At 71.4% G+C, this 20,379-nt stretch carries 17 protein-coding genes and 5 pseudogenes; 6 read left to right on the forward strand and 16 right to left on the reverse strand.

The genetic code is table 11. The features are described 5' to 3' along the window. Positions 1-263 precede the first annotated feature (263 nt). The 13 genes and pseudogenes from ACFP2V_RS38375 to ACFP2V_RS38435 form a co-directional block, all read right to left on the reverse strand. Positions 264-1,673: a DUF6177 family protein gene (locus tag ACFP2V_RS38375; protein WP_381221299.1), complete on the reverse strand. Its 1,410-nt coding sequence runs from the start codon at positions 1,671-1,673 to the stop codon at positions 264-266. Continuing rightward, positions 1,670-5,722, reverse strand: a complete 4,053-nt coding sequence (gene eccCa, locus ACFP2V_RS38380; RefSeq protein ID WP_381221302.1) for a type VII secretion protein EccCa — start codon at positions 5,720-5,722, stop codon at positions 1,670-1,672. Before eccCa ends, ACFP2V_RS38375 begins: the two co-directional genes overlap by 4 nt. A gap of 94 nt (positions 5,723-5,816) precedes the next feature. Next, positions 5,817-7,043, reverse strand: coding sequence for a CpaE/TadZ family protein (locus ACFP2V_RS38385; RefSeq protein WP_381221305.1), 1,227 nt, complete (start codon positions 7,041-7,043; stop codon positions 5,817-5,819). A gap of 21 nt (positions 7,044-7,064) precedes the next feature. Then, entirely contained in the window at positions 7,065-8,435 is a 1,371-nt protein-coding gene (eccD, locus tag ACFP2V_RS38390) for a type VII secretion integral membrane protein EccD (RefSeq protein WP_381221308.1), read from the reverse strand. Positions 8,436-8,465: 30 nt separating this feature from the next. Further along, a complete protein-coding gene (locus ACFP2V_RS38395; protein WP_381221311.1) occupies positions 8,466-8,732 on the reverse strand; it encodes a hypothetical protein in 267 nt (88 codons plus the stop codon). A gap of 24 nt (positions 8,733-8,756) precedes the next feature. Continuing rightward, complete coding sequence (locus ACFP2V_RS38400) at positions 8,757-9,626, reverse strand: immunity 49 family protein (protein ID WP_381221314.1); 870 nt, start codon at positions 9,624-9,626, stop codon at positions 8,757-8,759. An 11-nt stretch (positions 9,627-9,637) separates the two neighbouring features. Then, positions 9,638-12,238, reverse strand: a complete 2,601-nt coding sequence (locus tag ACFP2V_RS38405) for a hypothetical protein (protein WP_381221317.1) — start codon at positions 12,236-12,238, stop codon at positions 9,638-9,640. Further along, on the reverse strand, positions 12,235-12,624 hold the full coding sequence (locus ACFP2V_RS38410; protein ID WP_381221320.1) for a DUF6507 family protein: 390 nt from the start codon (positions 12,622-12,624) through the stop codon (positions 12,235-12,237). The genes ACFP2V_RS38405 and ACFP2V_RS38410 overlap by 4 nt, the downstream gene beginning before the upstream one ends. Before the next feature lie 57 nt (positions 12,625-12,681). Beyond that, positions 12,682-12,993 (reverse strand): pore-forming ESAT-6 family protein, encoded by a 312-nt coding sequence (locus ACFP2V_RS38415; protein ID WP_381221323.1) that lies wholly within the window; start codon positions 12,991-12,993, stop codon positions 12,682-12,684. Between the two features lie 46 nt (positions 12,994-13,039). After that, a complete protein-coding gene (locus ACFP2V_RS38420; protein ID WP_055694956.1) occupies positions 13,040-13,372 on the reverse strand; it encodes a hypothetical protein in 333 nt (110 codons plus the stop codon). Between the two features lie 453 nt (positions 13,373-13,825). Further along, positions 13,826-14,726, reverse strand: a pseudogene (locus tag ACFP2V_RS38425) (ribokinase). An 88-nt stretch (positions 14,727-14,814) separates the two neighbouring features. Beyond that, a pseudogene (locus tag ACFP2V_RS38430) lies at positions 14,815-15,246 on the reverse strand (substrate-binding domain-containing protein); the annotation flags it as partial. Next, a pseudogene (locus tag ACFP2V_RS38435) lies at positions 15,229-15,640 on the reverse strand (substrate-binding domain-containing protein); the annotation flags it as partial. The pseudogenes ACFP2V_RS38430 and ACFP2V_RS38435, both read right to left, overlap by 18 nt. A 20-nt stretch (positions 15,641-15,660) precedes the next feature. Here ACFP2V_RS38435 and ACFP2V_RS38440 point away from each other — a divergent pair. After that, positions 15,661-15,885 (forward strand): hypothetical protein, encoded by a 225-nt coding sequence (locus ACFP2V_RS38440; RefSeq protein ID WP_381221327.1) that lies wholly within the window; start codon positions 15,661-15,663, stop codon positions 15,883-15,885. 187 nt (positions 15,886-16,072) lie between these two features. Then, a pseudogene (locus tag ACFP2V_RS38445) lies at positions 16,073-16,224 on the forward strand (IS5/IS1182 family transposase); the annotation flags it as partial. A gap of 69 nt (positions 16,225-16,293) precedes the next feature. On the opposite strand, the gene ACFP2V_RS38450 reads toward ACFP2V_RS38445, so the two are convergent. Beyond that, positions 16,294-17,169 (reverse strand): aldo/keto reductase family oxidoreductase, encoded by an 876-nt coding sequence (locus tag ACFP2V_RS38450; RefSeq protein ID WP_381221330.1) that lies wholly within the window; start codon positions 17,167-17,169, stop codon positions 16,294-16,296. 130 nt (positions 17,170-17,299) lie between these two features. On the opposite strand from ACFP2V_RS38450, the gene ACFP2V_RS38455 reads away from it, so the two are divergent. Further along, the gene (locus ACFP2V_RS38455) at positions 17,300-17,734 is read left to right on the forward strand and encodes a winged helix-turn-helix transcriptional regulator (RefSeq protein ID WP_381221332.1); all 435 of its coding nucleotides are present in this window, start codon (positions 17,300-17,302) and stop codon (positions 17,732-17,734) included. 149 nt (positions 17,735-17,883) lie between these two features. On the opposite strand, the pseudogene ACFP2V_RS38460 reads toward ACFP2V_RS38455, so the two are convergent. Beyond that, positions 17,884-18,313, reverse strand: a pseudogene (locus tag ACFP2V_RS38460) (ATP-binding protein). A 225-nt stretch (positions 18,314-18,538) separates the two neighbouring features. Here ACFP2V_RS38460 and ACFP2V_RS38465 point away from each other — a divergent pair. Together ACFP2V_RS38465 and ACFP2V_RS38470 are read left to right on the forward strand one after the other, a co-directional pair. Continuing rightward, complete coding sequence (locus ACFP2V_RS38465) at positions 18,539-19,378, forward strand: helix-turn-helix domain-containing protein (RefSeq protein WP_381221335.1); 840 nt, start codon at positions 18,539-18,541, stop codon at positions 19,376-19,378. Between the two features lie 8 nt (positions 19,379-19,386). Then, positions 19,387-19,575: a DUF397 domain-containing protein gene (locus ACFP2V_RS38470; protein ID WP_381221337.1), complete on the forward strand. Its 189-nt coding sequence runs from the start codon at positions 19,387-19,389 to the stop codon at positions 19,573-19,575. A gap of 30 nt (positions 19,576-19,605) precedes the next feature. Here ACFP2V_RS38470 and ACFP2V_RS38475 read toward each other — a convergent pair whose 3' ends face one another. Further along, positions 19,606-19,911, reverse strand: a complete 306-nt coding sequence (locus tag ACFP2V_RS38475) for a hypothetical protein (protein WP_381221376.1) — start codon at positions 19,909-19,911, stop codon at positions 19,606-19,608. Between the two features lie 214 nt (positions 19,912-20,125). On the opposite strand from ACFP2V_RS38475, the gene ACFP2V_RS38480 reads away from it, so the two are divergent. Further along, entirely contained in the window at positions 20,126-20,350 is a 225-nt protein-coding gene (locus ACFP2V_RS38480; protein ID WP_381221340.1) for a DarT ssDNA thymidine ADP-ribosyltransferase family protein, read from the forward strand. Positions 20,351-20,379: the final 29 nt, after the last annotated feature.

Consider the following 20,379-nt stretch of genomic DNA (forward strand, 5'->3'; position numbering starts at 1 on the left):
CGTCGCCGCCTGAGCCCACGGACGGCCACGGGGAGCCCGGAGACGCCCCGCCGGGCGGGCGAGTACCGGCGGGGCGTCCTCATTGTCCGGGGAGAGCGACGGAGACCCCACGACAGGCCCTCTACGGGCGCTCAGCCTCCCAGCGCCCCAGAGTCGGACCCGCTCGTCGGCAAGGGGCGGTTCACTGAGACGGCACCCGGAGAAACAGGTTGTGCCCCGTGCCCCGGGTCCCGCCCGAGGTGCTGCCGACGCGGACGACGACGTCAGGCCTCCACCCCCGCCCCCGGCACACCGGCCCGCAGGTGCGCCGCCAGGCGGTGCAGCTCGACGAGGGCGCCGGCGTCCGATCCGTCCCCCAGCGGGTAGTGCAGGGCCGGCTCGGAGGCGGGCCCCAGGACGACGGGCCGTACCCCGACGGGCGGGCGACGGGCATGGGTGAGTCCGATGCCCCGCACGTCGCGCGCACCCAGGGTGAAGGCGACCGGGACGGACGGCGCCTGGAGCACGGGCGCCGTCGTGAGGTCGCGGGAGGCCCGCCGCACCGAGGTCAGCATCGTCGTCAGGCCGTGTTCCACGACGAGGGTCTCGGCGAGGGGTGCGATCGCCTCCAGGGGCGGTTCCTCGCCCTGCCCGTACCCGAGGGTGAGCGTCACGTCCTGCTCGACCCCGGCGGTCGTCCGCGTCACCCGGATCCATGCCAGCGCGGGCCGGTCGGGGTGCCCCGTCACGAGCAGATGGGTGGGTTCGGGGGCCCGGTCACGGGCCAGGTCGGTCAGCCGGCGCGGCGACCAGGGCAGGTTGACGGGTTCCGCGGTGCCCCAGCCGGCCGGGGCCGAGCCGGTGAGCGCGCGCCAGGCCGTCTCGAGCGCTTCGCCCAGAACGGCGTCCTCGTGCGCGGGGAGCGTCGTACGGAACGCCACGACGAGCTGCCGGTCGCCCGACGGGGACGTCCGGCCGAACGCCTCGGCGACCGAGGCCGTGCCGTCCGCCCCGAGTGCGGGCGCGAACGTCCCTTGCCGCCAGCGCAGCACCGCCCCGGACAGCCCGTCATAGTAGCCCTGTGCCGGGTCCTGGACGACCCAGCGGTTGGGCACCTGGAGGAGGGTGGCGCGGGCCGGGGCACTGAGCCGGACGTGCGGCGGGGTGACGATCTGCAGGGCCCGGCCCGACTCGGAGGTGCCGCGCAGTACCTCGGAGAGCCAGGTGGTCAGGGCCAGGACGGGCCGGTCGGCCAGGACGACGGACGTGGTGTCGGTGAGGACGTCCACGACCGGCTGTCCGTCGTCCGGCGCGACGGCCGCGCGCACGTCCACGACCTCGGTGCCCGCCGCCGGCTCGGGCCAGGTGCTGCCGCCCAGCAGCAGGACGAGCCGCCCGCACACCGATCCCGCCAGCCGCTCGGCCTCGGGCACGGCGCCGGAGGCCCGGGCCTCGGTCCACCAGAACGGCACGGGCACGTCCCGCCCGAGCAGCCGTTCGGCCTCCCCGGGGACCTGGACCAGCAGCGGGGCCTCCACCGACACGAGGGGTCTGCCGTCCGGGGCGCACAGCCGCAGCACGGCGCCACCGGACCCGGCGGTGACGCCCGCCTCGGGTCCGCCCGCGTACAGGCCGGCCAGCAGGGCCCAGGTGTCCGGCATCTTCGGGGTGAGGGCGATGACGTCCTTGGTCACGACTCTCCCTCCTCTTCGGCTCCGGTCAGCGCGGTCTGGACGAGTTGGTGGCGTCGGCCGCGGCGGACGAGAGTGCCGCGGCCGGGCGGTTGCGGGGAGGCGTACAGGCCGGGGAAGAGCTGCCCCTCGGTGCGGTCGCCGGTCATCACCAGGGCGGTGGTGCCCGTCTCGCGCAGGGTGGTCAGCAGCGGCTCGTACAGCGCGCGCGAGGCTCCCGCGACGCGGCGCGCCAGGACGAAGTGCAGGCCGATGTCCTGCGCGGAGGAGACGTACGGCAGGAAGGGCGCGAGGGGCTGCTGTCCGGCGGTGGTGAGGATGTCGTAGTCGTCGACGAGGATGACGATCCGCGGGCCCCGGAACGCGGGTTCGCCGGTCTCGGGTGCGTCCGGGTCGGCGGTCTCCGGCAGCCGCTTGTGCAGTTCGGCGGCGATGCCCGTGGAGAGGGCGGTGGCGAGCGTGGCGTTGTGGGCGTAGCCGCCCCGGTACGGCTCCGGGACGACGCCGCGCAGACCGCGGCGGGGGTCGAAGACGCCGAAGACCAGCTCGTCGTCGGAGTACCGCTCGACGAGCCCGGCGACGACCAGCTTCAGCAGGTTCGTCTTGCCGCACTCGTTGTCGCCGAGGACCAGCAGGTGCTGGTCGCCGCCGAAGAGGTCGAGCAGCACGGGGGCGAGGGCGTCCTGGTCGAGCCCGAGGGGTATCCGCCGCGGTTCGGCGGCCGGTGAGAGCAGCCGGGTCGCCGGCAGCCGGGCCGGCAGCACCCGCACCGGGGCTGCGGGCTCGCCGTGCCAGGTGGCGCGGACGGTCCGGACCGCCTCGTCCAGGGCCGGGCCCAGGTCGCCGGTCGTGGGCGAGCCGTCGATGCGGGGCAGGGCGGCCTGCGCGAACAGCTTGCCGTCGGTGAGCACCCGGCCGGGCACGTCCGGCGAGAGGGTATCGGAGAGCTTGCGGTCGACGGAGGAGTCGGCGGGGTCGTTCAGGCGCAGTTCGACGCGGGTGCCGAAGAGCGACTGGGTGGCGATGCGGACGTCGTTCCAGCGCAGCATGCCCGCCACCACGTGGATGCCGTAACCGCCGCCCCGCTTCAGCAGGTCGGCGACCGGCTCGTCGAGGTCGGCGAAGTCGTCGCGCAGCGCGCCGAAACCGTCGACCACGAGGACGACGTCGGTGGAGCCGAGCTGCGGCAGCCGGCCCTGGGCGCGGAGCCGTCGGAGCTGGTCGACGGAGTCGATGCCGTGCTCGCGGAAGACCGCCTCGCGCTCGTCGAGCATGGCGCGCACCTCGGCCACCGTACGGGCCGCGCGCTCACGGTCGGCCCGTCCGGCGACCCCGCCGACGTGCGGCAGGGCGGCCAGGGCCGAGAGGCCGCCGCCGACCAGGTCCAGGCCGTACACGGCGACCTCGCGGGGCGTGTGGGTGACCGCCAGGGACAGCACGAGGGTCCGCAGCAGCGTGGTCTTGCCGGACTGGGGGCCGCCGATCACGACCACGTGACCGCCGGCCGTGGTCAGGTCCAGCTCCCACCGGCCCTGCCACTGCCGGGCCGGGTCGTCGAGCACACCGAGCGGCACCCGCATCCCGCCCGTGGCGCGCGCCAGGTGCAGCCCGCGCTCGGAGACCCGGACCGGTCCCGCGGCCGCGTCCAGGGTGACGGCGTCCGGCAGCGGGGGCAGCCAGATGCGGCGCACGGGCGATGGGGGTCCCCCCTGCTCGAGCGGAGCCGAGAACTTGGGGGAGGCGCCGGCGAGCCCGCCGACCATGAGGGACAGGACGGTCGGGCCGGTCTCCCGCCGGGTGGCAGCGGGTTCCTCCTCCGGCTCCCCGGCCCGTCCCGCGGTGTTGTACGCCGGGTAGGGCAGGGCGAGCGGCCCCTCGTCCCGCTGCTCGCGCACCGCCGGGCCGCGGTGCGCGCCGGAGACGTACCCGGCCTTGAACCGTTCGTAGGTGGAGGTGTCGACCTTCAGGTAGCCGAAGCCGGGCAGCGGCGGCAGATGGAAGGCGTCGGTGGTGTCGAGGACCGTGCGGGACTCGTCGGCGGAGAAGGTCCGCAGACCCAGCCGGTACGACAGGTAGGTGTCCAGGCCCTTGAGCCTGCCGCCCTCGATGCGCTGGCTGGACAGCAGCAGGTGGACGCCGATGGAGCGGCCGATGCGCCCGATGGACAGGAACAGGTCGATGAAGTCCGGTTTGGCAGTGAGGAGTTCGCCGAACTCGTCGATGACGACGAACAGGTGCGGGAGCGGTTCGAGGTCCGGCCGCTCCGTGGCGCGCAGCACGGCGTAATGCCCGATGTCGGCGATGTTGCCGGCGTCCTTCAGGACCTGCTGGCGGCGCTTGACCTCACCGGCGAGGCTGGTGTGGACGCGTTCGACGAGCCCGGCCCGGTTCTCCAGGTTGGTGATCATCCCGGCGGTGTGCGGGAGTTCGGCGAAGGGGGCGAACGTGGCGCCGCCCTTGTAGTCGACCAGGACGAGTGCCAGCTCTTCCGGGGAGTGGGTGGCGGCCAGGGCGAGGACGAGGGTGCGCAGCAGCTCGCTCTTGCCGGAACCGGTGGCCCCCACGCACAGTCCGTGCGGGCCCATGCCGAGCTGGGAGGACTCCTTCAGGTCCAGCAGAACCGGCTCATGGCGGTCCGTCAGGCCGATGGGCACACGGAGGAAGTCGCGTTCGCCGCGGGGCTTCCACAGGGTGGGCAGATCGAGGTCGGCGGGGTCGGCGATGCCGAGGAGCGCGGGGAAGTCGACCGGACCGGTGACGGGGCTTCCCTCGGCGATGGACTCAGGCGACAGCCGCAGCGGGGCCAGCAGCCGGGCGACGCCCTCCGCCCCGGCCGCGGTGACCGGGTCGACGGCGCCCTCGGCGACGGAGGAACCGCGCAGGTCCTCTGCGGCGGAGGAACCACGCACGTCCTCGACGACCACCCGCTCGCCCTGGACGGTGAGGCGCACACTCACCTCGTCCGGTTCGTGCACCTGCTCCTGGAGGAGGTGCACCACGGTGACCCCCATGTCCGCCAGCCCGACCGTCGAGTCCGGGCGGGGCAGTTCGGCGGCCGGCTCGCCGTGGGCGTCGACGACCACCAGCAGCCGGCCCGCCAGCCGCAGCGCGGCCCGGTCGGCCAGACCGCGCCGCACCTCCGCCGCGTACGCGGACCGCCGGCCCAGCTCGTGCCGGAGCCCTTCGGCGAGCTGCCGGACATCGGGCGCGATACGGCGGGCGGCCACCGGACCGTCGTGCGCCTGCGGATCCAGCACGTGGGGCAGCCACTTGGCCCACTCCCACTCGGCGAGCCGCTCACCGGGCACGGCCAGGGCGAGCGCGACGTCGTCCGGAGCGTGCGTCACCGCCGTCTGCACCAGCAGGGCCCGGACGACCCGCAGGACGTCCTCCCGGTCGCCGACGACGCTGACATTTCCCGCCCGGTCCAACGGCACCGTCAAGGGCACGTCGGCGGCCGTCGCGAACCGGCGCTGCAGGGCGCGCGCCTCGTTGAGCATGAACGGATCCGGCGGCGTCAGCACCCCGCCGGCGCCGCTCTGCTGGATCACCGGCTCCTGGGCCGGCACGTCACCGAGACCGACCCGTACCCGCAGGAAGTCGGCGTCCCGACGGCGCCGCTCCCACAGCCGGGCGGGGTCCCGCACCAGGTCGTACAGCGCGTCCGGCGGCGGGTTCAGCTCCCGCTCCGCATCCCGCAGCCGGCGCTCCGCGACGCCGAGTTCCTCCCGCAGTTCCTCCAGGTACTCCAGGTAGCGCTCACGCTGCGTGCGCCGGGTGCGCTGCGCCTTGCCCCGCTGCGACAGGAACAGCGCCACCGCGCCCAGCAGCGCGAAGACCAGCACGACCGCGCCCACCACCGCGAACCGGCTGTTGCGGATCACGGTCATCATGACCACGGAGCCCATGACGCCGGCCATCGGCAGCAGCGCGGTGGCCGCGTTGCCGATCTTCCCCTCGGGAAGGTTCGGCGGGGGTTCGATCGTGCGGGGCCGGGCGGGTTCCGGGGGGCGGGTGCTGCGGGCGGGCCGATGGACGATCTGCAGGGTCACGGGCGGACTTCTCCGGAGCGGGTCGTGACGGAAGAGACGGAAGAGACGGAAGAGGGGTGGGGCGGACACGAGCTGGAGCGCACCGACCGGGCGCTCATCGCACCCTCACCGCGCGCCCCATCACCTCGGCGGCCAGCCGCAGCACGGCCTGCTGCGTGGCGTGCGCCAGGAGGTCGGTGCGGAGGGGGCCGCCACCGGCCAGATGCCGGTCGTACGGCACGGAGACGACGGTGACCCCGGCCTCCTTGAGATGCCCGGCGGCCGTCTTGTCGTCGAGGAGCATGTCGGGGGCGCCCAACACCAGCGCCACGACCGTCGTGGCCAGGGCCGAGTGCGGCAACCGGGCCAGCCAGTCCAGCACCTGACGGGTGGCGTTCACCCCCTCCGCGGTGGCCGGCGAGACCACCACCCGGGCGTGCGCGGTGTCCATGGCGGTGCGGGCCACCTCGCCGGGGAGCGTCTCGCAGTCGACCACGGTCACGGCGAAGTAGCGGCGCAGCGCCAGCGTCACCTTGCGGTACGCCGTCATGTCGAGCGGCGGACCGACCTGGCCCCGGCTCGCCGGGAGCAGCCAGCCGCCGTCCGGCACCGGCACCAAGTAGCCGGTCACGTCCGTCAGTTGCATGGACGGATGGAGGATCGACGCGAGATCGGCGCACGTCCAGCGCACCGCTTCCGCACCCATGCGCACCGGCAGGGTGCCCAGCGCGGCATCCGCCTCCAGGGTCAGCACCGGGTCGTGCCGGTAGTGGTTGAAGGTGCGCCCGAGCAGCGCCGAGACGGTGGACTTGCCGACACCGCCACGGATGGAGGTGACGGCCACCACCCGGCCCGTGGTGACGGGCTGCTGCAACTCCCGGGCGATCCGCGTCTGTTCGGCGACGTCCTGAGCCACGGACGAGGTGAGCTTGCGCAGCACCCTCCCCGTGCGCCGGGTCACAGAGTCTCCGTGCAGGGGGCGCCCCAGGGCGAGGAGGAGACGGGGATCGAGGGTGGGGGAGGACTCGGGGGCGGGAGCCGTGGGGAGGTGGGGGGCACGGGTGGGGACGGGGGCGGCGGGCACCGCGGGCCGCTCCGGGACCGGCTCGCCGGCGCCCCGGTCGGCCGGTACGGGGGAGGAGGACGCCGGGCCGGGCACGTCGCCTTCCGCGCCCGCCCCCGCTTCCGCACCGGTGTGCGTCCCCGCGTCCGAGGGGCCGCTTCCCTCGCCGCCCAACTCCCGCAGCACGTCCCGCTGCCAGTCGCCGCCACCGCCACCGCCGTGCGCCGACGGCTGCTCCTGCTCCTGCTCCTGCTCCTGCTCCTGCTCCCCACTCGTCATGCCGCCGCGCCCCTCAAGCCCTCAAGCGAAGGTGTCGAGCAGTCGCCCGTACACACCGAACACGCCGACGAGCAGCGGAAGCAGCGCGATGACCCCCACCGACTCGAGCAGGTCACCGGCCCGCCGCAGCCGGACCCGTACGTGCTCGGCCGGCTGCACGGCGAGCACGACGAGCGGCAGGACCGCCAGCACCACGAGGACGGCCATCGGTGCCGCGGCCGAGGCTCGCTCCGCCCACACCGCCAGCAACCGCACGGCGACGCCCGCCGCGGCGGCCAACAGCACGACCACCTCGGCGACCAGCGGAAACGCCCGGGCCCGCAGCGCCAGCACCACCGCGGCGACCGCGGCGAGCGGCACCGTCCACCCGGAGGGATCCCGCAGCGCCAGTACGGCGGCCACGGTGACCGACACCGCCAGAGTGATCGTGGCGAGCACCAGCCCGCGGTGGGCGGCGGCCAGGGCGACGGACACCTGGTGGCGGCTGACGGAGACCCCGCCGGCCCGCCGGTCGTCGAGCCCGGAGAGCCCGGACGCCATCAGCGCGAGCCGCGGCAGCACGCCGAGCAGCACCACCGAGACCACGCCGACAACGGCCCCGACACGGGCCTGCTGCTCCGCCGTCCCGGCACCGGACTGCACGGCGACGACGACCTCCCAGCCGACGGTGGTCAGGGCCACGGCCCCGGCACCCACGAGCCCGCCCCGCCCCAACGGCGTGAACAGCCCGAGCAGAGCGAGGACCAGCACACTCACAGCCGCCACCCCGGCGAGCCGCAGAGCGCCCGCCGAGGCCCCGCCGAGGTCGTCGACCAGGCTCCACACGCCCAGCACACCGAGCGCGCCACCAGCACACAGGAGTGTGGCGGCGAGCCCGTGCCTGCGCACCCGCCCCAGGACCGCACCCGCGACCGCGGCCGCACCGGCGGCGGCGAGCAGCGCGGCGGCGACGGCCGAACTGTCGTACCGCGCACGCGCGAACAACGCGGCGACGACCACCCAGCCCACGCTCGCGACCCCCGCCGTGACCCGCCGCGCGGCTGGCCCCCACACCCACGCCCGATGACCGAGATCCTCCGCCACCTCGTCGGTGACGTCGTGCACGACGGGGGCGGGCGGGGCGTCCTCCGCGCGGACGAGACGCAGGACGGCACCGTCGCGGATCCCCGCCGTCTCCAGGGTGCCGTCGTGGTCGAGCGCGGAGCCGTCCACCGTGACGAGGTGACGTGAGGCGGGCCGCCCCTCCACACGGTCGTCCAGCAACCGCATGACCTCGGGCAGCAGCAGCCCGACCGGTTCCCGCGCCGGAAGGACGAGGTCGACGCGGCGCCGCTCACCGACGAGCGTGACCCGGCTCAACACCGTCGGCCCACCGGCCGTTTCCGTGCTCAAGGCCCCGTAGACATCACGCTCGCGAACCTATCACCGGCTTGTAGGACTACTGGAGGGCGTGGAAACGCCGGGGGAGTACGGGCTGCTCTGCCCCATCAGCCGATGCGAAACGAACGACCACCCCACACACCCCGCGCACAGCACGGCCGCGATCACCATCCCGGCGATCACCTTCCCCACCCGCTCGTCCACGGCCCGCCGTTGCCGCTGCGCCCCGAACAACAGGGCGTCCCGCAACCGCCGCCGCCGCACGGAAACGGATTCGAGAAGCTGACTGTCGTAGTCCTGAGCGGACATGCTGCTCATTCACCTCGTGTCGGGTCAGGTGGGGAATTCGCCCAGCCAGCTGCGCTTGAGCAGATGCTCGGGCAGGTACTCCGATTCGACCTCGACGGGCCGTCCGGCGTCGTGGGCGAGGCAGGTGAGGGCGAGGATCGCGAGGGGGATGTCGCCGTCACCGGATTCCTCACGCTCCTCGCTTGCCGTCCAGTACTCCTTGTGGAGCTGGAGTGCCTGGACCAGGGCCTCGTTGAACTGGTCGGGGTCCTGCCCGACGAAGCGGTAGAAGAGGTTGATCGGCGGATACAGAACCTTGAGCATCATCTCGCGGTCCATGAACCGCAACCGGTCCGGGTCGGTCCCGTCGAACGTGGCGACGAGCTTGTCCCCGAGGCCCGGCCGTTCCAGCCAGTACGTCTGGAGGGTGTCCACCCAGTGGTAGATGTACTCCTCGAACACGGCGCCGGAGGCCCGCAGTGTCTCGATCGGTACCTGGCACAGCTGCGTCATCCGCGCCTGGTCGCGGCAGACGACCGCCAGCCAGAAGGCGTCCAGCCAGGTCCCGGCGTCCACGAAGTGCGTGATCCCCACGGCGGGGATCGTCCGCACCTCATGGCCGATCATGCACTCAACGGTGGAGCCCTCGGGAGCGGTCGCCGAGGCGAACAACGCGGACCCGACCTGCATGGCCATCACCCAGGCCTCCCACGTCTCCAGCTTCTCGGCGGTGGGGTCATCGAGGGTCTGAAGTTTAGCCGTGTCCAGGGCACTGCTGAAGGTCAAATCAAAGCTGTCCGGGTACTTCTCGAGGTCCTCGATCTTCGAGATAGTGCGGGCATTCAGTTCCTCTCGAAACGCGTCCGGATCTGGATGGGTTCCCTCCATCGCGGGCCGTGAAATCCTCGTCGGCACGTGCGGTTTCCTCATTTCGCTATATTGAAATGCAGCATTTCGTAGCCAGCGTACTGGGCTCCGTCAGGTTTTGCTTTTATGAGGACGTAGTCTATTTGGTCCTGTTTGAGCGCCTTATCTAGATCCTCGGCCAGCTTGCGTTCTGCCTTTGCTGCTTCGAGCAGATCCATATCTCCGGTTTTATTTGCCTTGCTTTCGTGCCTCTTGGCCCTTTTTTCCATTTCCATCAGGATGGTCTTGAAGTACTCCCGAGTCCCCTGCGTCACCAACCGACCACTGTGCCCCTTGCGCGCTCCGAGGGAGGCCGTCGTCGACCCCTTCGCCTCGACGACGACGTACCGGCCGTCCGTCGTCTGGTACACCTGGTCGAACCGATTGTTGCCGAACGCCCCGTCGTCCAGACGCACCGCACCCTTGTAGTGCTCGGGTATCGCATGGCGCTCGGCGGCGTGCTCGCCGAGCAGTTCGCTCTGCCGGTTCGCGTCGCCGTGGAGCGGTGAGTGAGTCTTGTCGGCGAGATCCCTCGCGGCGGCCAGTTCGTCCGTGGGGTTGGCGGCGTAGGCCTTCTCTGCGTCCTTGAGGGCGTCCTCCGCCGCCTTGTCGGCCTTGACCGCCGTGTCCCGTTTGGCGGCCTGTTCGTCCAGGTAGTCCCGGGTCGTGCCGGGGAGTTCCGCCGGCTTGCCCTCGATGGGATCCGGACGCACATAGCTTTCCTTGATCGCCGGAGGCATGTCACTGGCCGCGATCCATTTGGGCGGCGCGAACGGGTTGAGCGTGATCTGGGGTACGGCCTGGCCGTATCCGCCCTCTGCGGTCGTGTCGCGCCGGTATCCGTTCTCCCGGTAGTGATCCTTGAACCACTGGGGGTCGTTGTTGGCCCGTTCGACCTGCCGGCGCATGACCTCGCGTTCGAGGTCCAGCGGATCGCGGCTGCCGGACGGCGATCCGCCCGAGCCGTCCCCGCCCGCGCGACCGCCCCCGGTCCCACCGTGCTGGGCGGGAATCGCGCCACCGTCGGTCCCACCGCCGCCCGCGTGCCCGTCCCCGCCCGCCGCGTGCCCGCCGGTGTCGCGGGCGGGCACCGTGTCCGTGCCGCGCGCCCCGGCGTGCTCGCCGGCGTGCGCGGTCGGCGCCGTGTTGCCGCCGGCCCGCCCCGTCGCGTCGCCGCTGACGTGGGCCGCCGTGCTCCCGACGGCGTGCGCGCCTGCCCGGTCGCCCGCCCCGACGAGCGCACCCTCCTCGTGCGGCAGGCTCCGCTCCAGTAACTCCCGGTCCGCCGCAGACAGTTCCACCTTGGCCGGGGCCGCCGTGCCGTCCGCGCGGACGACCGAGCCGTCGTCCAGGTTCAGGCGGGTGCCGTCCGGCCACTCCACGACGTTGTCGCGGATGACGGGCGTGTCGTCGGCGACCCGGACCACGCTGCCGTCGGGCTGGACGCGCCCCGCGCCGGAGAGGACGCCGTCGTAGGCGCCCGCGTGCACGCCCCGCAGGCCGGCGAACAGGTCGGTGACCTTGACCGTGCCGAACGTCGCGGCCTTGCCCAGGTACGTCATGGGGTCGACCAGCCGGGCCGTCTTGCCGAGCGCGCCGACCGTGCGGGCCACCGCGCCGCTCTTCGCCGCCGCTCCGGCGCCTCCGGTGAACACCGTGGTCAGGACGTTGAAGGTGACCGCGCCGCTCGCGCGTGCGGGGTTCTCGCCCCACTGGTCCCAGGCGACCAGCGCCTTGCCCGTCTCCTTGACCGCGTTGCGGGAGTCGCGCAGGTAGGAGGGCAGTTTGTCCTCGGGCATCGCCCAGTAGGCGACGCCGACGACGGGCACCGCGGTGATGAGCACGCCGGTCGCGAGCTTGCCGAGCCCTTTCCAGGCCTCGCCCGCCGCGTCCCAGCCGTCGAAGCCGACGAGGGTGCCCAGGCCCTGGATCGTGCCCCACACCCCGTCGACGAAGAATCCCTTGCCGAACTCCCACACCTGGTGGCCCAGCCAGTCGAGCCCGTGCCGCTCCTTCTCCACGGTCCTGCCCCAGGGCAGTTCCTCGGCCTGGTTCAGCAGGTCGGCGGTGAAGCCGTAGGTGCTGGTGCCGCGCTCCACCAGGCGCTTGTCCGCGCCGTCCTCGAGGATCAGCTTCGAGCCGCCCACCAGCGCGGTGATCTTGTCGTGGCAGGTGATCTCCGCCTGCCAGAAGGCCTCCGTGGTGGCGTTGACGTCGTACACCAGGTCGTTGTTGAGCTGGACGTTGTCGTCGTCCTCGCGCCAGTCGTCGTCCCCCGCTATCTGCTGCCGGAAGGTTTCCGCACGCCGCTTGAGGCTCTTCAGCCTGGCCACGAGCGGCTGGATCTCCGTCTCGTACGAGCTGAGGGCCGCCGCGACCTTCTCCAGATCGTCGGCGAACTCGTCCGCCTTGGCCGCCACCGGCGCGGTCGTGGCGAACAACTGCTCCGCCTCCGGTGCCGTGTAGCACGCCGACAGCCCCTGGAAGCGGGTGTGCACGTCGGATCCCGACTGGCGGAAGACGAGGGCCTCTCCCGTCAGCAGCATGTGGTCCGTGCCCAGTTGCTCCAAGTCGCCGGTGAACTGCGGGATGTTCTGCGGGTCGATCAGGTCCGCGCTCACGTTCCCCCCTGCTGCCCGCCCGCCCCCGGCAGGTCGATCTTCGGTTCCTTCAGCGCGTTCGCCTGGGCCTGTGCGGCCATGTCCAGGTCGCCCTTGACATACGCGTTGGTCGCGGTGGCCGCCCCGTCGAGGGAGTTCGACGTGCGCACCGCGACGTACATCAGCTTTTCCTGGTAGGCGGTGAAGAACTCGCCCAGCGCCGCCGCGACCGGGCCCTGGACCCCGCTCTTCTCCACGCCGCCCTGCTGGATCGTGCCGGCGGACTTCGCCGCGCTCGGCATGGTCTCCTGCAGGGTCTTCCCGGTGTCCGAGAGTCCCTCGGCCGCCTCCGCCGTCCGCGTGAGGACGCGCTGCACGCCGGACGGCGAGATGTCCCACCCCGTCATGTGGATTCCCCGTATCCCCGTATCCCCGTGTGCCGTCGTCCCGCCGACGCGCCCGGGTCAGCCGATGTTGTCGACCGCCGCCCGCGCCTTCGCCATCGTCGCCTGGGCCGTCCCGTCGTTGTCCTCGAGGGTGGTGCGCACCAACTGGATGATGCTGCGCACCTCGTCGGCCGCGCGGTTCCAGCGCACCTCCTTGCCGTGGTACTCCTCGGAGACCCCGTCGGCCTGGAAGTCGGCCATGGCGGCCTTCACTGCCTTGTCGCGGTCGGCCAGTACGCGCTCCAACTGGCCGACGATGCCCTGCAGACCGCCCTGCACCTCGCTCGACGCGCCGGTGTCGTAGGAGCGGCGGTCCAGATTCTGACCCATCGTCACAAATCCCCTGTGGTTGTCGGTCTCTGCCCCGGCCGGCGGTCTAGCGCGCGCCGAAGCGGGCCGCGTCGAAGTTCGCCGCCCCCATGTTCTTGTGGGCGTTGTCCTGCTGTTCCACGTCACCGGTGCCGAACGCGGTGTCCATACCGCCCTGGCCTTCGAGGATCGCGCCGAGCGAGTCGTTCAGGGCGGCGGTGATCTCGTCCGCGCGCGTCTTGAACGAGTCGAAGGCGACCTTTCCGGATCCGTTGAACTTGCCCTCCAGCGGCTCGGCCGCCTGGATGAGCATGCGGATCAGCGTGCCCAGGTCGGTGCTCGAACCGACCGTGTTCTTGCCCAGATCCGACAGGGTCGTGGACCCCATGTCGAACTTCACGTGTGTCACCCCCGTGCGTCACGTACGCATCACAAACCTGCTCGAACATGCTGTCGCACAACCCGTTGCGGACGCAACGCTGTTGATCGCGATGTGACGTGATCCGGACACGTTGGAGACAACACCCGACGGCTCGGGCGTGACCACGGTGCCGCGGACCCCCGGCACCACACCCGCGCCCGCACCTGGCTGAGGGCCGGAAAAGTTTTCGCGAAGTCCGTACAACCCTCCCCGCACCCCGCGGGTCGTACTTGCTGTCAGGACTTCTGTGGGGGACCCGGGGGGATCCGAGAGGTTCTGACGGGGGAGGAAACCGAGGGGGCCCGGTCACGTACCGGGCCCCCTCGAAAGTTTCTCCGCGTCGGAGTTTCCCCACGCACGGCAGGACCCCGTCCCCGTGGCCCGGCTCGGCCGGCGCACCGGGAAGACGCCGGTTGGGTATCCCGTGCTTCTTCACAGCGCGGCGACCTCCGCCGCCGTCGGGAAGGGCACCTGCGCGCCCTCCTTGGTGACCGTCACCGCCCCCACCCGGGCCGCGTACGAGGCCGCGTCGGCGAGGGAGTCGCCGAGACCGAGCCGCCAGGCCGGCGCGGCGGTGAAGGAGTCCCCGGCGCCGGTGGTGCCCACGGCACGCACCGGTACGGAGGAGATGCGGGCGACACCGTCGGAGGAGGCCACCAGGGAACCCTCACTGCCCAGCGTCACCACCACCGACCGGAGCTCCTTCGCGAGCAGCAGCCGCGCCCAGTCCTCGGGCCGCTCACCGACGCGGGCCTCACCCAGGATCACCCTCGCCTCGTGCTCGTTGAGGATCAGCGGGTCGCACGCTGCCAGCACCTCGGACGGCAGTGGCTGCGGCGGCGACGGGTTCAGCACGAGCCGGCTGCCCGGCGCCAGCGTGCGCGCCACCTCCGCCACCGTCTCCAGCGGGATCTCCAGCTGTGTGGAGACGCCCCGGGCGGCGTGGAAGATGCTTCCGGCGGCGCGTACGTCCGCGGGCGTCAGCCGACCGTTGGCGCCCGGCAAGACGACGATGCTGTTGTCACCGGACGGGTCCACCGTGATCAGCGCGACGCCGGTCGGTGCCCCGCCCACCAGCACGCCCACCGTGTCGACCCCGGCCTCCCGCTGCGTCCGGCAGCAGCCGCCCGTGCGCGTCGTCGCCGACCCGGGCCGGCAGGGCCGTACGGGCGCCGAGCCGGGCGGCCGCGACCGCCCGGTTCGTGCCCTTGCCGCCCGGGTGGACGGCCAGGTCGGAGCCGAGCACCGTCCCCCCGGCGCCCGGCCGGCGCTCCACGCCGATCACCAGGTCGGCGTTGGCCGACCCCACGATCAGCAGGTCGTAGTCGTACACGGACTGGTTCTCCATGGCTCCTCATAGGGTCGTTCCGGGCGGGCGGCCGTCGCGGCCGCCCGCCCCCGGTCGGCGCGGGCGGCGGTGGTCAGCCGCCGAAGCCGGCCACGTTCTCCTTCGTGACCACCTTCACCGGGACCATCACCGTCTCGTCGACCTTCTTGCCCTCGACCGCGCACAGCGCGTTGTCCACCGCGATCCTGCCCAGTTCCCTCGGCTGCTGCGCGACGGACGCGTACAGCGTGCCCTCCCCGACCGCCTTCAGGCCGTCCGGCGTGCCGTCGAAGCCGACGACCTGGACCGATTTTCCGGCCTTGGAGCCGAGCGCCTTGATCGCGCCGAGCGCCATCTCGTCGTTCTCGGCGAACACACCGTCGATGCCGGGGTGGGCCTGAAGCAGGTTGGTCATCACGTCGAGGCCCTTGGTGCGGTCGAAGTCCGCGGGCTGCTCGGCGACGACCTTGATGCCCGGGTACTCCTCGAGGCCCTCGGCGAAGCCGGAGCCGCACGCACGTATGGCGTCCAGCGCGCCGAGCGCCGTCAGGTTGTCGGCGGCGAGGACGACCTCGGGCGGCTCGGCCAGGTCGAGGAAGCCCTCGGTGACCCGGCGGCCGCTGTCGGCCTGGAAGTCGCCCTGGCCGATGTAGGCGTCGGGGAGGGGGAGCCCGTACACGCCGAGCGCCTCGCGGAAGGCGTCGACGCGCTCGCGCCCGGTCGTGGTGGCGGCCGGCCCCGCGATGATCGCGAGCCGCCGGTGCCCGAGCCCGTACAGGTGCGCCACCAGGTCCCGCACGGCCCTTTGCCCGTCCGACCGCACCACGGGCACGTCCACACCGGGGAGCCAGCGGTTGACGAAGACCATCGGCGTCCCCCGCGCGGGCGGCGTCCAGCATCCGGGGCGAACCGCCGTCGGTGATCGCTCCAGGCCGGCGTCGTGGTGTTCGTGGAGCAGGGCGGGAGCACGATGGGCGAGGAGCCGGCGGGAGTGGAGCTGCTGCTCACCTTCTTCCTCATGGCGGCGATACCCACCGTCGTCGGAGGAGCGGTGATCCTGTCCCTGGTCGGCCTGACGATGTGGGCGACGGCGCCGCTGCGGCGCCGCAGGCGGGCGAATTCCGAAGACGGCCGGGTTCCGTCCGGCGGATCATGCGAATACTGAGGGCTGTCCCGTACGTTGTGGTCGTCCGGGGTCCGGCGGTCGTCCGGAGGTGAGTCGCGCTCCTCTCGGAGCACCAGAAGAAGCGGCACCGGATCCGCTGTGGGCCATCGACGGCACCTGGTAACGGGACTTCACCACGCTGATGGCCCAGGCCGACGCCGACGAGGACCTCAACTGGGCCTTCCCGGTGGACTCCACGATCGTACGGGTCCACCGGCACGCGGCCGGAGCCCGCAAAAGGGGGACCCGGCCGGCGAACCGGCCGATCATGCCATCGGCCGGTCCCGCGGCGGACTGACCACGAAAATCCACCTCGCCGCCGACGGGAACTGCCGACCGCCCGGTAACCCGAGCGGAACTGCCTACCGTGCACGAGCTCGTCGGTGCGGCCGACGACCTGTGTGTTGTTCAGTGGCCGATGCCGTCCAGTTCGGCCACGTCCTCGTCGGAGAGGGAGAGCCCGGCGCCTGCGATGTTCTCGCGCAGGTGGGCGGTGGACGAGGTACCGGGGATGAGCAGGATGTTCGGCGAGCGTCGCATCAGCCAGGCCAGCGCGACCGACATCGGCGTCGCCTTCAGCCGGCTCGCGACCTGCGAGAGGGTCTCGGACTGGAGCGGCGTGAAGCCGCCCAGGGGGAAGAACGGCACGTAGGCGATGTCGTCGGCGGCGAGGTGATCGACGAGGTCGTCGTCGTGGCGGTGGGCGAGGTTGTACATGTTCTGCACACACACGATCGGGGCGATGCCGCGCGCCTCGGCGACCTGCTCCGCGGTGACATTGCTGACGCCGAGGTGGCGGATCAGACCGTCGTGCTGGAGGCCGGCAAGTGTTTCGAACGCTTCGGCGATCGAGCCGGGCCGGGGCCCCTGAGCGTCGCCCATGCGCATGTTGACCAGGTGAAGGGCCTCGACACCGAGGGAGTCGAGGTTCTCGTGGACCTGCCTGCGCAGGTCTTCGGGGCGCCGGGCCGTGGGCCAGCCGCCCTGCGCGTCGCGGGTCGCGCCCACCTTGGTGGCGATGAACAGCGACTCCGGGTAGGGGTGCAACGCTTCGCGGATCAGCTCGTTCGTGACGCGCGGTCCGTAGGCGTCGCTGGTGTCGATGTGGGTGATCCCGAGGCCGACCGCCTCGCGCAGGACGGCCAGGGCACCGTGGTGGTCGGCGGGCGGCCCCATGACCCACGGGCCGGCGAGCTGCATCGCGCCGTAGCCGAACCGGGTGACGGTCGAGTCACCCAGCGTCCAAGTTCCGCCGGGAAGAGGAGGTGTGAAGGTGGTCTCCATCGCAGTGCCTTTCGCTTCTTGCCAGGGGTGGTGTCTCCGTCCCTCTTGCACCAGCATTGGAGACTTGCTTCCCATCGGGAAGTAGGCACTCTGAAGTGCGTAACTACCCCAGAGGTTGACGGTGAGATCAGTGACGACGACGAAGGCTGACAAAAAGGCGCAGGCCAAGGCGGAATACAACGCGTTCCTGGCGGTGTGCCCCAGCCGTCAGCTCCTCGACCGGATCTCGGACAAGTGGGTCGTCCTGATCCTGTGCGCACTGGGTGGTGACGCGTCCGGACAACCCGGCGCATCGCACGCCCCGAAAGCGATGCGCTACTCCGAACTCGCCCGGCTGCTGGCCGGCGTCAGCCAGAAGATGCTGACCCAGACCCTACGAGCCCTCGAACGCGACGGCTTGCTCACCCGCACCGTGACACCCACGGTCCCCGTCACCGTCACCTATGAGCTGACTGACCTCGGCCTCACACTCCACCACCTGACACGCGGGCTCAGGCAGTGGGCGCAGACTCACATGGACCAGGTCCTCACCAGCCGTGAGAAGCACGACGCAGGAGCTTCCTAGCGAGGACAGTGTTCTCCGTCTCGACTGCGGGCTGAGAAGTACCTGACCGTGAGGGACGCGCAGGGGGCGGATCGAGCCGCTGCTTCCGGACCGGACACGCGACCGGGCCTGAGGCCGGAACAACGAGCGGCCGATCCGAACGAGATCGCCTAGGCGGTCTCGAGGAGGGCGGCCAGCTCGCACCACATGTAACTTGCCCCGGTCGCCCTCCCGGGTCAGCGGCTGCCATCCCCACACGTCGGCGCAGGCCCGCACCAGGGCGAGCCCCCGGCCCGTCTCCAGCTCGCCGGCCTGCTCGAAGGGGGTCGGCGGCTCCGGTGGTTCTGGGTCCGCGTCCCAGGCCCCGATCCGCAGCGTGCCCGGCGGCGACCAGCGGACCCGGAGGGCGGCGGGGCCCTTGGTGTGACGCACGGAGTTGGAGACCGGCTCCGTCGCCGGCAACTCGGCGACATCGACGAGGCTGATCAGCCTGTGCATGGTCAGGATCAGGCGCAGGGTGCGGCGGCTGATGGTGACGGCGCGGAGGTCGTTGGGGATGGAGAGGGAGTACTCCCACGGTTCGTTCTCGCTTTCGGGCATGCGTCAACTCCGTTCGATGAGGGAGGGGTTCAGGGGAGCGGGATCGGTGTCATTGCCGCGGCCGCCGTGGCAGGACGGAGCGGTGCGCTTCCGGGGTCCCGGTGTCGCACGGTGTGCGTCGCGTCACTGGCGGTAGACCTGAAAGTTTCGGCGCTGCAAGCCGGTCGCGTAATCTGACCCCGAACGAGTCGCGTCGTCAGACGTGTTGGAGTGAGGAACAGCCCAATGCCCACGAGGCGCGCACCAACGGCGCGGCAGATGCGTCTGGCGGTAGAGCTGCGCAGGCTCCGTGAGGCGGCGGGCCTTACCGCTCGGCAGGCTGCAGCCATGCTCGGCGTGAGCAACGTCCAGATCAGCCAGATCGAGGCGGGACTGTCAGGAGTGAGCGAGCGGCGGCTCCGACGTCTCGCCTCCCATTACGCCTGCGTGGACGAGGAGTTCGTCGGCGCCTTGGTGGCGATGGCAGTCGACCGGACGCGGGGTTGGTGGGAGGAGTACCGAGGGCTGCTACCCACGTCGTTCCTGGATCTGGCCGAGCTGGATCACCATGCCACCTTCCAGCAGGACGTGGCCGTCCTGTACGTGCCGGGACTCCTGCAGACGGAGGACTACGCCCGAGCCGTTTTCTCTTCCAGGATTCCTGAACTCACCGAAGAAGAAATAGAGTTGCGCGTCCGGCACAGGCTGACGCGTCAAAGCAGAGCCACCTTTCCCCATGAGATCGTGATCCACGAGTCGGCCCTCCGTATCAGGGTCGACGACCGTGCCGCTACGCGAACCCAACTCACACGTCTTCTGGAGGCTTCCGAAACAGACGGCGTCACCTTGCGGGTCATCCCGTTCGACCTGGACGGCTTCGCCAGGGCCTCAAGCACGATGACGTATGTCGGTGGGGCTGTGCCCAAACTGGACACAGTTGCACGCGACGCGCCTCACGGGGCACTCCTGATCGACTCCGAAGCCCAACTCAGCGCATACCGAACGCGCTTCCATAAAGTAGAAGACGCGTCACTCGAACCGGGCCCATCGCGTGACTTCATCCACCGGCTGACGAAGGAGCTGTGAGGCACCCCATGGACAACTGGCGTAAGTCGTCCTACTCCGGCGAAGGCGACGGGAACAACTGCGTGGAAGTCGCGGTCTCCCCCACGCGCACCGCCGTCCGCGACTCCAAGGCCCCCACCCGAGCCACCCTCACCTTCCCCGCCGCGGTCTTCACTCCCTTCCTCGATGCCCTGAAGGAGTCGGGCAAGGAACTGTGACGCGTACCGGGGCCGTTGCCGGCGCGGGGCTCAGGAGGGTGTCGGCAGCGCCTGCGGCCGAGTCTCGTGGCCGGCGAGGTGGAGCCGCAGGCGGGTGAGGTCCTCGGCCTCGACGAACACCTGCTGTCCCCAGTACGCGGTGAGGCGGTGGGCGACATCGACCAGCCGGCGGCGGTCCTCGGGCGTGTACGCCGGGAAACGCGCATAGCCGTGGTCGGCGATCTCGTTCCCGAGCTCGCTGAAGAGTACGGTCCGGAAGCGCTGTTCCTCCTCGTCGGACAGCGGTGCGGCACCGGCCTCGGTGGGCCGCAACCGGACGTTGTAAAGGTCTCGCATCACGCGCGGCCCCGCCATCTGCTCGAGTTCGTTTGCGAGAGCCTACCGACTGCAACCTCTCGGGCAGGGCCCCGGCTGTCACACCCCACCGGTACCGTCACCGGGTCCTTTGGGCAGTCCTCCCGCGTGGGCTTCACCATAAGGCTCGGCTGCCATCGCTCAATCGCTAGCCGACGGAGGTCAGTTGATGATGTGACTGCTGCCCTTGGGGTGCATGAGTGTGGTCTACTCGGCTTTTGTGACGAATGCGGGGGAACGGCGACTCTTCCACTTCACGCACGTACGCAACCTGCGCGACATCCTTACCGAGAAGCAGTTGGTGTCGGACGCCGTCATGCAGGACAGGGGGGTGCTGCTGGAGCGCGGAGACAGAGAGGTCAAGGCCGAACGGCGCACCCGACGGATCACCGTCACGGCAGCTGTAGTTCGTGAGGCGTAAGGCAACGCGGCTGGTCAGCGTGGTGGATG

Source organism: Streptomyces incanus, assembly GCF_042656345.1.
Taxonomy (GTDB): Bacteria; Actinomycetota; Actinomycetes; order Streptomycetales; family Streptomycetaceae; genus Streptomyces; species Streptomyces incanus.

Bases quoted from the DNA above. Each gene is read 5' to 3' on its own strand.
- ACFP2V_RS38450 (WP_381221330.1), bottom strand. From the start codon at position 17,169: ATGGAGACCACCTTCACACCTCCTCTTCCCGGCGGAACTTGGACGCTG.
- ACFP2V_RS38410 (WP_381221320.1), bottom strand. From the start codon at position 12,624: ATGACGGGGTGGGACATCTCGCCGTCCGGCGTGCAGCGCGTCCTCACG.
- ACFP2V_RS38475 (WP_381221376.1), bottom strand. From the start codon at position 19,911: ATGCGAGACCTTTACAACGTCCGGTTGCGGCCCACCGAGGCCGGTGCC.
- ACFP2V_RS38415 (WP_381221323.1), bottom strand. From the start codon at position 12,993: ATGGGTCAGAATCTGGACCGCCGCTCCTACGACACCGGCGCGTCGAGC.
- ACFP2V_RS38385 (WP_381221305.1), bottom strand. From the start codon at position 7,043: ATGACGAGTGGGGAGCAGGAGCAGGAGCAGGAGCAGGAGCAGGAGCAG.
- ACFP2V_RS38465 (WP_381221335.1), top strand. From the start codon at position 18,539: ATGCCCACGAGGCGCGCACCAACGGCGCGGCAGATGCGTCTGGCGGTA.
- ACFP2V_RS38470 (WP_381221337.1), top strand. From the start codon at position 19,387: ATGGACAACTGGCGTAAGTCGTCCTACTCCGGCGAAGGCGACGGGAAC.
- ACFP2V_RS38395 (WP_381221311.1), bottom strand. From the start codon at position 8,732: ATGTCCGCTCAGGACTACGACAGTCAGCTTCTCGAATCCGTTTCCGTG.
- ACFP2V_RS38480 (WP_381221340.1), top strand. From the start codon at position 20,126: ATGAGTGTGGTCTACTCGGCTTTTGTGACGAATGCGGGGGAACGGCGA.